The sequence below is a fragment of the Kribbella sp. NPDC051952 genome (genome assembly GCF_040680855.1).
Classification (GTDB): domain Bacteria; phylum Actinomycetota; class Actinomycetes; order Propionibacteriales; family Kribbellaceae; genus Kribbella.
Window position 1 is genome coordinate 20,201 of sequence record NZ_JBFAXQ010000011.1, and the last position, 12,989, is coordinate 33,189.

The window sequence follows — 12,989 nt, forward strand, 5'->3', positions numbered from 1 at the left end:
CCACCCGGAGTGGGACCGGTTTGCGTTCGGCCAGAAATTCTTTCGCGAGTGATGTCGAGGAACGGCGGTCGGCTTCGATCCCTGGGCGAGATGCCGATTGGGGGCGTCTGGATCGAGGGAGTTGGCTATGAAGGATTCTGTGGAGGGACTGCGGGCAGCCGTAGTGGGAGAGGTGATCACCTCGGCGGATGCGTCGTACGAGGAGATCAGCCGGACCGTTGTTGCCGAGGGGCAGCCGCGGGTGGTGGTTCGGTGTGCGGGCGCGGCTGATGTGGTCGCGGCCTTGAAGTACGCCGAGGCGCAGCAGTTGGCGGTCGCGGTGCGGAGTGGTGGGCACCATGGGGCGGGGACCGGTACGAACAACGGTGGCGTGGTGATCGACGTCCGGCCGATGGACGACGTGTCTGTGCTGGCCGATGGAGTCGTGCGTGTCGGCACCGGGGCGACCTGGGGACAGGTGGCCGCGCGGTTGGCCGGCGAAGGGCTGGCGATCTCGTCCGGTGACACGGCGAGCGTCGGGGTCGGCGGGTTGATGGCCGGGGGCGGGATCGGCTGGATGGTTCGCCGGCACGGTCTGGCGATCGACCAGGTCATCGCGGCCGAGGTGGTCACCGCGGATGGCGCCGTACGCCGGGTCGACGCCACGACTGAGTCCGAGTTGTTCTGGGGATTGCGCGGCGCTGCGGGGAGTCTCGGCGTGGTCACGTCGTACGACGTCGCCGCCGTACGCCAACCGACCGTGCACTTCGGCACGCTGCTGTATCCGTGGACGCAGGCGGATCAGGTCCTGGCAGCCTGGGCCGAGTACGCCGCTGACGCGCCGGAGGACCTGACTTCGTCACTGCAGTTGGCGCCGACGATGATGGCCGATCGGCAGGTCCCGGTTGCCGTGATGGTGTGCGTCTCCGGGGATCCCGCGCAGCGGGACGCCATCCTCGAGCCGCTGCGCCACCTGGGCACGCTGCTGACCGAGAAGGTGGCCGAGGTCCCGTACGCCGAGGTGTTCGCGGAGATGCACATGCCGCCCGGACTCAGGCCGCGGATCCGCAACGGGCTCTTCGACCGGTGGTCGCCGGAGCTCGGCGAGAGGCTGCTCGCGGCACGTCCGGAGATTCCTGGTCTGGCGTTGGAGATCCGGGCCCTCGGCGGTGCGTACGGCGAGGTACCTGCGGATGCGACCGCGTTCGCCCATCGCGATGCGCGCTTCATGGTGAACTCGGTGTTGATGGGACCGCAGGAGCAGGCGGCCGACTTCGACCAGCTGTGGGAGGAGCTGGCGCCGAAGGGCGCGTACGTCAACTTCCTGTCCCACCCGACGACCGCCGACCTCGAGCGGTGCTATCCGGGCGCACATCGGGCCCGGCTGGACGCGCTGATGCAGTCGATCGACCCGGGCGACGTCTTCCGCGGGCCACTCGGCTAGAGGTGCGCGATCCGGTCGCGGAGGTAGTTCTGTTCGGCGGTGTTGCGGGTCCGGTCGAGGGCCGCGAGGTAGTACTCGCGGGCCTGGCCGGACCGGCCGGCGAGTTCGTGCAGGTGGGCGAGCACCGCCCAGCGGCGATGGTGGTCGCCGAGGTAGCGATCGTCCGCAAGCCCTTCGACGATCGCGATCCCGGCGTCGGGGCCATCCGTCATCGCGACCGCCACCGCGGCGCCGAGCGTGACCATCGGACTCGGATCGACCTTCTCGAGAATCCGGTACAGCCCGGCGATCTGGGCCCAGTCCGTGGTTGCGACCGAATCGGCTTCGCTGTGCACAGCCGCGATCGCCGCTTCCAGTTGGTACGGCCCGACGGTTCCCACCCGCAGTGTGTCCTCGACCAAGCGGGTGCCCTCGGCGATCTCATCGGCGTACCAGCGGGTGCGGTCCTGCCGGTCGGCCGGGATCAGGTTGCCGCCGGGACCGGTACGCGCGTCCCGGCGCGCATGGGTGAGGATCATCAACGCAAGCAGCCCGGTCACCTCGCCGGACTCACCGGTCGCCGCGCGCAGCAACCGGGTGATGCGAAGCGCCTCCTCGGCCAGGTCCACGCGTTGCAGTTCGTCGCCGGCGCTGGCGGTGTGGCCTTCGTTGAAGATCAGGTAGAGGACCTGCAGGACAGCCCGGAGGCGTCCGTCGTACTCCTCGGCGGTGGGTAGCTCGAAAGGTGCGTCCTGGATCAGTCGCTTGGCCCGGCTGATGCGTTGCGCCACCGTCGTCTCGCTGACCAGGAGAGCGGCGGCCACTTCGGCCGTGGTCAGACCGCCGACCGAACGCAGCGTGAGGGCGATCTGCGACGCCGGTGTCAGCGCTGGGTGACAACACAGCACGAGCAGCCGGACCGTGTCATCCGCGTCCTCGCGGTAGTCGGGGTCGTGCTGGTCCTCCCGCAGAAAGTCGTTGAGCTCGCGCTGCCGGCGGGCGTTGTCACGCCGCCAACCGTCGACGAGCCGCCGCGTCGCCACGCTGATCAGCCATCCGATCGGCTGCTCGGGTACGCCGTTAGCCCGCCACTGCACGAACGCCTCCAGCAGCGCCTCCTGGACGGCGTCCTCGCACTGGTCGAACGCGTCGTACCGCCGGACCAGCGCGGCCAGCGCCCGCGGCGCCGCCGCCCGGATCGCGCCCTCGAGCTCGCGCGTCACGGCTCGGTGAGCTCCGCGAAGAAGTCGCGCTCGTCGAGCCGCACCTCCCGGATCTCCACGCGCCGGAACTCGACCAGCGGGATCCGGGCCGCGATCTCCAGCGCCCGCTCGATCGACGCGCAGTCCAGTACGAGCGCGCCGGCCAGGAACTCCTTGGTCTCCAGCAGCGGCCGGTCCGAGATCACCGCCGTACCGGCAACGAACTCGACGTTCTTGACCGTCACCTGGTCCTCCAGCGCGAGGATGGAGACCAGCTCGCCACTGTCCTGCAGCTCCCGCGCGGTCGCGGCGACCTGCTCCTGGCCACCGGACATCTCGATCAGTTGCTCCTCGCTGAACGCAGCAAGGGCCTCGGCATTGTTGTGAATCAACAGTAGAAACTTCACCCCGCCATTCTTCCGCGCCACCCGGTCAGGGGCGGTCGCACCAGGTGGACGGTTTGTCAGGCCAGGCCGAGGAGGGCGGCGACGGCTGCTGCCTGGTCGGCGTAGTGATTGACGAACTCGGGGGACCGCGGGTCGACCTGGCACACGCCTTCGATCACGTGCGGAAGCGTGGTCACCGCCATCGCCGCGCCCATCAGCATCACCAGCAGACAGGCCGGATCCAGCTCGGCCGGCAGTCGTCCCGTGGCCTGCGCGGCGCGAATCTCGTCGACGCTGCGCTGCAGCCGGTCCGAGCGTGCCGCATGGTCGGCATCGGAGGCGGGACCCGTGTATTCCAGGCCACCCCAGGCCAGTAGCCGGGCTCCGTCGGGATTGTTCACGGCCTCCAGCGCGTACTGCCGGATCTGTTCGGCCAGCGACAGCTCGCGGGGGACCAGCTCCTGCTCGCGTTGCCGCCAGGACTCGGAGATCGCTTGGTAGAGCCCCTCCTTGCCGTCGAAGTAGTACGAGATCAGCTGCTGGTTGACCCCGGCCCGGGTCGCGATCGCGGCGATCCGGGCGCCGGCGAAACCATGCGCGGCGAACTCGGCCGTGGCTGCCTCGAGGATCAGCGTCCGGGTCCGCTCGGAGTCACGCTGACGCTCGGCCTGCGGCGGGGAGCGGCGCGGTTTCGACGGTGACATGGCGCGATCATACGCCTGCCTGCATTAGTCATCCATCTGTTTGACAAAGTCAGGTGTTCACATGACGATAGGGGCATGACTCACTCAGCGACCGAGCGCACCGCCGTCCTCGTCGTCGGGGGAGGCGTGACCGGGCTGTCCCTGGCGCTTCTCCTGGCTCAGCAGGGAGTCCGGCCGATCCTGGTCGAGCGGCACCCGTCGACCGCGATCATGCCGAAGGCGCGGGCGTTCAACCCGCGCACGCTGGAGATCTACCGGGCCCTCGGGCTCGAGGGTGAGATCCGGCGGCACACCTCGCTGCTGGCCGACTTCCCGGAGATGATCGGCGCGGAGACCCTGACCGGCACCGAGCGGTTCCGGTTAGATCTCCTCGCCCATGTCCGGCCGCCCGAAGGGGTGAGTCCGACGGACTGGGCGCTGATCGATCAGGACGATCTCGAGCGGATCCTGCGCGCGCACGCCGAGCGGTACGGCGCCGACGTACGGTTCGGGGCCGAGTTGATCTCGCTCGACCAGGACGCCGACGGGGTTCGCGCGACCGTTCGCGACCAGCAGGCGGAGTACGTCATACAGGCTGACTATCTGGTTGCGGCGGACGGTCATCGGGCCGGCGTACGGCACAAGCTCGGCATCGGTGCGGACGAAGCCGTCGAGCTCGGGCACGCGATGCACTTCGTCTTCGACGCGGACCTGAGCGGCGTTGTGGGGGACAGGCGATTCCTGCTGGCATACCTCGACCAGCCGACGCCGGGGACCGTGCTCGCGCCGCTGCAACAGGCCGGTCGGTGGATGCTCGGCGTTCCGTACCAGCCGGAGCACGGCGAGGAGTTCACCGAGGAGCGCTGTGCCGAGTTGGTCCGTCAGGCGACCGGGGTTCCGGAGCTGGAAGTCACCGTCGTCCCCATGGTTCCTGGCTGGACCCAGAAGGCGTCGAGTGTGCGGATCGGTGGCTGGGTCGCCCAGCAGTACCGGTCCGGCCGGACGTTCTTCGCCGGCGATGCGGCTCACGTCGTACCGCCGTCCGGTTCGTACGGCGCCAACACCGGGATCGCGGACGCACACAACCTGGCCTGGAAGCTGGCGGCCGTGATCAAGGGGCAGGCGGGCGAACCGCTCCTGGACAGCTACGCGGACGAACGCCGACCGGTGGCGCGGACGACGTTGCGGGTCGCGCTCGAGCTGCTCGAACAGCGGCACGCCGGAAGCGCGGAGGACATCCAGAAGATCGACGACATCACGATGATCTTCGGCTACCGGTACGGCGCCTCGGCGGCGGTGCTGACCGAGGACACCGATCTGGGCTGCGAGGTCGAGGATCCGCGGGTGCCGTCCGGGCGTCCCGGCCTGCGGGCACCGCATGTCTGGCTGCAACGGGACGGCCGGCGGATATCCACGCTCGATCTGTTCGCCAGAGACTTCACGCTACTGACCGGTCCCGCGGGCGCGGAGTGGGCCGCGGCCGGGATCGCGGCCGCGAAGGAGTTCGATGTCGATCTGCGACTGCTGCGGGCGGGCGAGCAGGAAGGCGCGTTGCTGCGCGCCTACGGGATCGCGGCCGACGGAGCCGTGCTGATCCGGCCCGACGGTTTCATCGCCTGGCGTGCAGGGCGAGCGGGCGACGAGGTGCGGTCCGTGCTGGCCGCGGTTCTGGCGCGCGGGAGTGGGGTCGGTCACGCTGACCGAGGTAAAGGTTTTCTCGTATAACGTCCTTACTCGATCATGGTCGGGTGAGGATCTTCCGCCGTGCCTGACATCTCTGTGCTGACTCTGTTGTTCCTGGTGATCGCGGCCTTTGCGGCCGGGTGGATCGACGCGGTGGTGGGCGGCGGTGGGTTGCTGCAGCTGCCCGCGATGCTGCTCGGCCTGCCGAACGCGTCGCCGGCCCAGATCCTGTCGACGAACAAGATCTCGTCATTGTTCGGTACGACGACCAGCGCGGTGACGTTCGGCGTCAAGGTCCGGCCGGACAAGAAGACGGTCCTGCCGCTCGCCATCCTGGCCGGGTTGGGATCGGCGGTCGGGGCGTTGGTGGCGACCAAGATCCCGATGTCGTGGTTCAAGCCGATCGTGCTGGTGCTGCTGATCGGGGTCGCGATCTACACCGCGCTGAAGCCGTCACTGGGCGCCCGCACCGCACTGCGCTTCGACGGTCGCGATCACTACTTCGCGGCCGGCGGTGTCGGCGTACTGATCGGGTTCTACGACGGCGCGGTCGGGCCGGGCACCGGTTCGTTCCTGATCTTCGCGCTCGTCGGGTTGCTCGGTTACAACTTCCTGCAGGCGAGCGCCAAGGCCAAGATCGCCAACGTGGCCACGAACCTCGGCGCGATCATCATCTTCACCCTGCACGGTGCGCCGCTGTGGGGTCTCGGCTTGATCATGGGCGCCGCCAACATGCTCGGTGGTCTCCTCGGCGCCCGTACGGCGGTCGCCCGCGGCAGCCGCTTCGTCCGCGTCATCTTCCTGGTCGTCGTCTCCGCGCTGATCCTGCGATTGGCCTACGACGTCTTCTATGGTTGACGAGTGGTGGATTACGACGGACGCCTGAGCAGTGTGTACACGGCCGGCCGAGGGATGACCGCCGATGAGGTGAGCCGGTGGATGGCGGCGTTCGGCGCGTATCTGCCCGAGGAGCGGCCGTTGCGGATCCTCGACCTCGGCAGCGGCAGCGGTCGCCTGACTCCAGGGCTGGCCGAGGCGTTCCAGGGTCCGGTGTACGGCGTGGAGCCGTCGGATCGGATGCGGGAACTGGCCGAGGAGCACGCCGCGCATCCGGCGGTGACCTACTTGAAGGGCAGCGCGGAGGAGATTCCGTTGCCTGACGCATCGGTCGACGCGGTGCTGATGTTCCTGTCCTTCCATCACTATCCGGACCAGCTGAAGGGGCTGCAGGAGGTGCACCGGGTGCTCAAGCCCGGGGGAGCGGCGTTTCTGCGCAGTCAGTTCGCGGACCGGATGCCGGACCTGTTCTGGTACGAGTACTTCCCGTCCGCCCGCGAGGTCGACGCCGCCATGTACCTGTCCGTTGCCGAAGCCGCGGACCTGGCCCGGCAGGCCGGGCTGGATGCGGCCGACGAACCGGTCTGGGTCAGCGGCGAGAAGACCCGCACCCTGCGCGAGACCTACGAGCGCGTCAAGCTGCGGGCGTTGTCCACGTTCGAGCACATCCCGGCGGACGAGCTCGATCCCGGCTTCGAGCGGTTCGCCGCCGACGCGGACCGGGATCCGGATCGGGTCGTTCCGGCGTACCCGGCTGCGATGCTGGTGCTCAGACGTCCCAGCTGACGTTCAAGGCGGTCGGCTTCCGGAAGACGAGGCCGCGGGGTGCGGGCGAGTCCGGTAACAACCGGAGGCTGGGGAGTTCGAGGACGGCACCGACAGCGGCCAGGGTCTCGAGCCGGGTCAGGTGCATGCCGAGGCAGATATGCGGCCCGCTCGCGAAGGCGAGATGGCGTCGCGCGTTGGACCGGCGTACGTCGAAGTTGTCGGGCTGCTCGAACACCTCGGGATCCCGGCCGGCGCCGGCCAGCGAGACGGTGACGAGATCACCACGGCGGATGGACTGACCGGCCAGCTCGACATCGCGGGTGGCATAGCGGTCGACGACCGCGGCCGCTGGTTCGAGCCGGAGCGACTCCTCCATGGCGTTGGGCAGCAGTCCGGGGTCGGCCCGGACCAGGTCGAGTTGGTTCGGATGGGTGAGGAGGTGCCAGAGCAGGTTGGTGATCATGCCCTCGGTCGTCTCGATCCCACCGAACATCAGTACGGCGGCATTCGCGACCACCTCGTCGACGCCCAGTCCGGCCGCCGCCGCGGCCGCGATCAGCGAGTCGGAGGAGTCGATGCCTGCAGCAACGTGTTTGTGGAGCAGCTGGAACGCCTGCGCGCCCTCGGGCGTGACCGGGCGCCCGGCCGAGACACCGGAGACGGAGTCGGAGATCGCGGTGTACCACTCCAGCACGGTCGCGGCCGACGCCGGCGGCAACCCGAGCGAGAGTGCCACGACCGCCACGGACAACGGCCCGGCCAGACCGACGCGAAGGTCGGCCGGAGGCGTCAGCGCGGCCAGCAGTCCCGCAACGGTCTGCTCCACCGGTCCGGTGAACCGCCGCCGGGTCTCGGCCAACCCGAACGGCGACTCGAACGGCACGCGATGCGCCGAATGCGCGGCCCCGTCCAACGACAGCATGGACGGCCCAACAACCTGAGCCGTCGAGAACCGCGGATCATCAACGGTAAAGGTCTCCGGATCCCGCAAAACGCTCAAACACAAGCCCCGAGAAGCCACCACCCACCCACCAAGCGCCTCCACCCACCCCACCGGCCGAAGCCCCGCAAGCGCCGGATGCGGATCGTCCTCCAACTCCGCCACGGTGATCATCACGCTCAACCTTAGGCTGTGGTGCCTAGCATCACCCGGGAGCACACTGAGCCCATGGACTGGCTGCTCACCTTGGCCGTCGCACTTGCTGGGGTGATCGTCGGTGCCTACCTCACGGCGAGGCTTCAGCGGGCCGCAACCTACGAGCAGTGGCGTCGCGACCACCTCCACGACTTGTACCTGGAGTTGGTCCCCACCCTGCGCCGCGCCCAGGGCGCACTGCGCGCCGAGTTCGCGATCGAGTCGAACAAGGTCGCCGCCGATCTGACCCGGTTGGTCTGGCGCGCTGAGCTGATCTGCTCCGACGAGGTGCTGGCCGAGCTGAAGAGTGTGTCCGAACGGCTCACCGAGGCCGGCGTGCCCTGGTACGTGAACGGCGAGGAGGAGCGCGCCGCGGTTCCGCGGAAGAACGACCCGGGGAGTCAGTCGGCGATCGACCGCGTCGTCCGGGAGTTGAGGACGATGATCGTGCGTGATCTGAAGCGGTCTGAGGGGCGGTCGATCGGGCGGCTGATCAAGCGCCTCCAGCGGCCCGGACAGCCCGGCGCCGATCGCTCCAAAGGATAAGACCACTGCCAACGGTGGTATTGCTGAGACAGATCGGATCTCAACGACTCAGCGGGGCAGTGGGTTACGAAACCTTCCGGATCGCCCTCTAGGGTGTGGGCCATGTCGGAGAACCTGGTGCTGTTGCCTGCCGTCGATGTGGCGGACGGGCAGGCGGTTCGGCTGGTGCAGGGAGAGGCCGGAAGCGAGACGTCGTACGGCGATCCGCTGGCGGCCGCGATGGCGTGGCAGGAGGCCGGTGCGGACTGGATCCACCTGGTCGATCTGGACGCCGCGTTCGGCCGCGGCAGCAACCGCGAACTGCTCGCCGAGGTGACCGCCAAAGTGGACGTCCAGGTCGAGCTGTCCGGCGGCATCCGCGACGACGATTCGCTCGCGGCGGCCCTGGCCACCGGTGCCCGGCGGGTAAACATTGGTACGGCCGCACTCGAGGACCCGGAGTGGTGCGACCGGATCATCCAGCAGTACGGCGACCGGATCGCGATCGGCCTCGACGTCCGCGGCCGGACCCTGGCGGCCCGCGGCTGGACCAAGGAAGGTGGCGACCTGTACGAGGTGCTCGAGCGGCTGGAAGCGGCCGGCTGCGAGCGCTACGTGGTCACCGACGTCACCAAGGACGGCATGCTCCAGGGACCGAACCTGGACCTGTACCGCGACCTGTGCGCACGCACCGACAAGCCGATCATCGCCTCCGGCGGCGTCTCCAGCCTTGACGACCTCGAGGCACTGAGCACGCTGGTCGACGACGGCGTGGAAGGCGTGATCGTGGGCAAGGCCCTGTACGCCGGTGCGTTCACCCTGACCGAGGCACTCGAGCTCACGCGTGGAGGCGACAAGTGAGTCTGGCCGACAAGCTCAAGGACAAGAAGGTCCTGGTCACCGGCGTCACCGGATTCGTCGGTGAGGCCCTGCTGCACCGGATCCTCGGCGACCTGCCCGGGACCTCCGTGGTGGCGATCATCCGCCCGAAGGGTTCGCTGACCGGCACCGACCGGATGGCGCAGCTGCTGAAGAAGGACATCTTCAAGCCGTTCTACGGCGAGGGCACCGAGCACGCCGACGCCGAGGCGTTGAGCGCGGCCCGGATCCAGGTGATCAACGGCGACATGTCCGACGTACCCGAGCTGCCGAAGGATCTCGACATCGTCGTGCACTGCGCCGGCGACGTCTCCTTCGACCCGCCGATCCACGAGGCGTTCACGACCAACGTGCTCGGCACCAAGAGCTTGCTCGAGCGGATCGCTGAGACCGAACGCCCGGTCCACTACGTGCACATCTCCACCGCCTACACCGCTGGCCGGCGCCGGGGCGCGATCCCTGAGGCGGCGGTCGAGCACAGTGTCGACTGGCGGACCGAGGCCGACGCCGGGATGGCGATGAAGGCCCGGATCGAGGAGCAGTCCCGGTCCGCGCCGATGCTGTCCAAGTTCCGCAAGGAGTCGGAGAAGCTGCACCGCCGGGCCGGTCACCTGACCGCGGCCGCCGACACCGAGCGTCGCCGGACCGAGTGGGTCGCGAAGAAGCTGGTCGAGACCGGCACCGAGCGCGCCCGCAGCCTCGGCTGGACCGACTGCTACACGTTCACCAAGGCGCTCGGCGAGCGCGTGGTGGAGGAGTTCTCGAACCGGCTGCCGACCTCGATCGTCCGGCCGGCCATCATCGAGTCCGCGGTGCAGAGCCCGCACCCGGGCTGGATCGAGGGCTTCAAGATGGCTGAGCCGCTGATCCTGGCCTACGGCCGCGGCGAGCTGCCCGAGTTCCCGGCCTCCCCGGACTCCGTCATCGAGATCATCCCGGTCGACCACGTGGTCGGCGCGATCTGTGCGGTGATGGCGACCGAGCCCGAGCTGAGCAAGCCGGAGTACTACCACATCGGCTCCGGCGCCCGGAACCCGTTGACGTTCGAGCAGTTGTACGCCGGAGTCCGTGCCTACTTCTCCAAGCATCCCTTCGACCTGGGCGAGCGCGGCGCGGTCCGGCTGCCGGTGTGGAAGTTCCCCGGCGGCGACTCGGTCGAGAGCATGCTGAGGTACGGCGAGAAGGCCCACAAGATCGCCGACAAGATCATCACGACGGTGCCGCGGAGCGAACGGGTCCGCAAGTACGCCCGCGAGCTCGACGTACAGAAGCGCCGGCTCGACTTCCTCCGCCGCTACATGGACCTGTACGCCGAGTACGCGCAGGCCGAACTGCAGTTCATCGACGACAACGTGCTCGCGCTGCACAACTCGCTCGAGGGCGACGACCGGGAGAAGTTCGCCTGCGACACGGCGGTCGTCGACTGGCAGTACTACCTGCAGGAGCTGCACTGCCCGAGTGTCACGGAGTCGATGCGGCGGCTGGACGTCGTACGCAAGAAGCGGAACAAGGCGCTGGCCGAGTCCGCCGGCATACTGAAGAAGGTCGAGCCCTCGCAGGATTCCGAGATCATCGCGGCGTTCGACATGGACGGCACGCTGTTGTCGTCGAACGTGATCGAGACCTACCTGTGGATGCGGCTGCCCGAGCTGGACAGCCACCAGCGGGTCGGCGAGGTCGGCGCGATGCTGCGTCGCCTGCCGAAGCTGATCTCGGCCGAGCGCAAGGACCGCGGCACGTTCCTCCGCACGATCTACCGCCGCTACGAGGGCGCGGATCTGGAGGAGCTGAATCGCATCGTCGACGAGATCCTCGCCGAGCACGTGCTCGAGCGCCTGAGCGGAGCCGCCGTACGACGGATCCGTGAGCACCGCGCGGCCGGGCACAAGACGATCCTGATCACCGGCGCGGTCCGGCCGCTGACCCGGCCGCTCGAGCCGCTGTTCGACGAGATCGTCGCGGCCGAACTGGCCGTCGACGACCGCGGCCGCTGCACCGGCTTCCTGTCCGGACCGCCACTGGTCGGCGAGTCCCGGGCCGCGTGGATCAAGCACCGCGCCCGCGGCACGAACATCGACCTGTCCAAGTCCTTCGCGTACGCCGACAGCCACTCGGACCTGCCGATGCTGACCACGGTCGGCAACCCGGTCGCGGTCTCGCCGGACGTCTCGCTGTTCCGGGCTGCCCGGGCCGCGCGCTGGCAGATCGTCGACTGGAAGACCCCGTCCACCTCGTCCCGACTGGAGCTGCCGGGAGTGAAAGCCTGATGATGCTCGCGCTCGAGATGTACCGGTCGCCGGCCAAGTTCCTGGCGGCCAAGGCGGTCGGCGGCCGCATCCCCGGCATCCTCACCGGGCCGGCCGCGCCGCTGCGCCTCGTCACGATCAACGAGCCGAAGGCCGAGCGGGAAGGCTGGGCGCGGATCCGCCCGATCCTGTCCGGCATCTGCGGTTCCGACCTCGGCATGGTGACCGGGTCGACCAAGCTGTACTTCTCCGCGATGGTGTCGATGCCGTTCGTACCGGGCCACGAGGTCGTCGGTGAACTGCTCGACGACTGCGAAGACCTGCCGAAGGGTACGCGGGTAGTGATGGACAGCGTCCTCACCTGCGCGGCTCGCGGCGTCGAGCCCTGTGAGGGCTGCGCCTCCGGCCACACCAACCGGTGTGACCGGATCACCGTCGGCCACGTCGCGCCGGGTCTGCAGACCGGGTTCTGCAAGGACACCGGTGGCGGCTGGGGCAACGTGATGATCGCGCACCGCAGCCAGCTGTACGCCGTACCTGACGCACTCACCAACGACCGCGCGGTACTCGTCGAGCCGCTCGCCGGCGCCGTACACACCGCTCTGCGGGCGAACGTCGAGCCCGGTCAGTCGGTGTTGGTGAGTGGCGCAGGTGCGGTCGGTCTGTTCGCCACCCTCGCGCTGCGCGAGCTGACCCAGGCGGGCCGGATCACCGTCGTCGCCAAGCACGCGAAGCAGCGGGAGCTGGCGCGCGCGTTCGGTGCCAGCGATGTGGTCGCGCCCGACGAGGTCTTCCGCGGCGTACGGCGTTCGACCGGTGCGTTCCGCTTGAAGCCGGAGATGGCCAAGGAGTTCCTGCTCGGCGGGGTCGACATCGCCGTCGACGCGGTCGGCAGCAAGGACTCGATCGACACCGTGCTCCGGGTGACCAAGGCCGGTGGCCGGGTCGTCCTGTCCGGGATGCCGTCGACCGGCGCGGACCTGTCACCGGTGTGGTTCCGCGAGCTGGAGCTGGCCGGCACCTACGCGTCCGCGCGGGAGGAGCCGAACGGCCGGCCTGCGTTCGACACCGCACTGGAGCTCGCCGCGAAAGCTCCGCTCGACGGGATCGTCGGGGCGCGCTACCCGCTGTACCGCTGGCGCGAGGCGATCGACCACGCGCATTCGGCCGGCCGACTCGGCACGGTCAAGGTTGCTTTCGATGTGAGGGCCTCATGAGGGCGCCGTCACTGGGGCTGAACGTA

Annotated in this window: 12 protein-coding genes; 8 read left to right on the forward strand and 4 right to left on the reverse strand. The window is 69.0% G+C overall.

Annotated elements, in window-relative coordinates:
* Positions 1-127 precede the first annotated feature (127 nt).
* Positions 128-1,423, forward strand: a complete 1,296-nt coding sequence (locus AB0L70_RS20990; protein ID WP_363686477.1) for an FAD-dependent oxidoreductase — start codon at positions 128-130, stop codon at positions 1,421-1,423.
* Here AB0L70_RS20990 and AB0L70_RS20995 read toward each other — a convergent pair.
* The 3 genes from AB0L70_RS20995 to AB0L70_RS21005 are packed head-to-tail and all read right to left on the reverse strand — an operon-like array spanning position 1,420 to position 3,694.
* Entirely contained in the window at positions 1,420-2,625 is a 1,206-nt protein-coding gene (locus AB0L70_RS20995; RefSeq protein WP_363686479.1) for a sigma-70 family RNA polymerase sigma factor, read from the reverse strand. The two genes, AB0L70_RS20990 and AB0L70_RS20995, sit on opposite strands and share 4 nt — an antisense overlap.
* Positions 2,622-3,011 (reverse strand): YciI family protein, encoded by a 390-nt coding sequence (locus AB0L70_RS21000; protein WP_363686481.1) that lies wholly within the window; start codon positions 3,009-3,011, stop codon positions 2,622-2,624. Before AB0L70_RS21000 ends, AB0L70_RS20995 begins: the two co-directional genes overlap by 4 nt.
* A 56-nt stretch (positions 3,012-3,067) precedes the next feature.
* Positions 3,068-3,694, reverse strand: coding sequence for a TetR family transcriptional regulator (locus AB0L70_RS21005; RefSeq protein WP_363686483.1), 627 nt, complete (start codon positions 3,692-3,694; stop codon positions 3,068-3,070).
* Positions 3,695-3,769: 75 nt separating this feature from the next.
* On the opposite strand from AB0L70_RS21005, the gene AB0L70_RS21010 reads away from it, so the two are divergent.
* Genes AB0L70_RS21010 through AB0L70_RS21020 form a run of 3 tightly spaced genes read left to right on the forward strand, consistent with a single transcriptional unit; the run spans position 3,770 to position 6,979 of the window.
* Positions 3,770-5,398: an FAD-dependent monooxygenase gene (locus AB0L70_RS21010; RefSeq protein ID WP_363686485.1), complete on the forward strand. Its 1,629-nt coding sequence runs from the start codon at positions 3,770-3,772 to the stop codon at positions 5,396-5,398.
* 39 nt (positions 5,399-5,437) lie between these two features.
* Complete coding sequence (locus AB0L70_RS21015) at positions 5,438-6,214, forward strand: TSUP family transporter (RefSeq protein ID WP_363686487.1); 777 nt, start codon at positions 5,438-5,440, stop codon at positions 6,212-6,214.
* A gap of 3 nt (positions 6,215-6,217) precedes the next feature.
* On the forward strand, positions 6,218-6,979 hold the full coding sequence (locus AB0L70_RS21020) for a class I SAM-dependent methyltransferase (protein ID WP_363686489.1): 762 nt from the start codon (positions 6,218-6,220) through the stop codon (positions 6,977-6,979).
* On the opposite strand, the gene AB0L70_RS21025 is transcribed toward AB0L70_RS21020, so the two are convergent.
* A complete protein-coding gene (locus tag AB0L70_RS21025; RefSeq protein ID WP_363686491.1) occupies positions 6,963-7,883 on the reverse strand; it encodes a cytochrome P450 in 921 nt (306 codons plus the stop codon). The two genes, AB0L70_RS21020 and AB0L70_RS21025, sit on opposite strands and share 17 nt — an antisense overlap.
* Before the next feature lie 246 nt (positions 7,884-8,129).
* Between AB0L70_RS21025 and AB0L70_RS21030 the strand changes: the two genes are divergently transcribed.
* From AB0L70_RS21030 to AB0L70_RS21045, 4 genes are all read left to right on the forward strand, one after another.
* Positions 8,130-8,642 carry a hypothetical protein gene (locus tag AB0L70_RS21030; RefSeq protein WP_363686493.1) on the forward strand — a complete coding sequence of 171 codons (513 nt, stop codon included), beginning with the start codon at positions 8,130-8,132 and terminating at the stop codon, positions 8,640-8,642.
* Between the two features lie 102 nt (positions 8,643-8,744).
* Positions 8,745-9,482: a bifunctional 1-(5-phosphoribosyl)-5-((5-phosphoribosylamino)methylideneamino)imidazole-4-carboxamide isomerase/phosphoribosylanthranilate isomerase PriA gene (gene priA, locus AB0L70_RS21035; protein ID WP_363686495.1), complete on the forward strand. Its 738-nt coding sequence runs from the start codon at positions 8,745-8,747 to the stop codon at positions 9,480-9,482.
* Positions 9,479-11,767, forward strand: coding sequence for an HAD-IB family hydrolase (locus tag AB0L70_RS21040; RefSeq protein ID WP_363686497.1), 2,289 nt, complete (start codon positions 9,479-9,481; stop codon positions 11,765-11,767). The genes priA and AB0L70_RS21040 overlap by 4 nt, the downstream gene beginning before the upstream one ends.
* Positions 11,767-12,963: a zinc-binding dehydrogenase gene (locus tag AB0L70_RS21045; protein ID WP_363686499.1), complete on the forward strand. Its 1,197-nt coding sequence runs from the start codon at positions 11,767-11,769 to the stop codon at positions 12,961-12,963. Before AB0L70_RS21040 ends, AB0L70_RS21045 begins: the two co-directional genes overlap by 1 nt.
* Positions 12,964-12,989 lie beyond the last annotated feature (26 nt).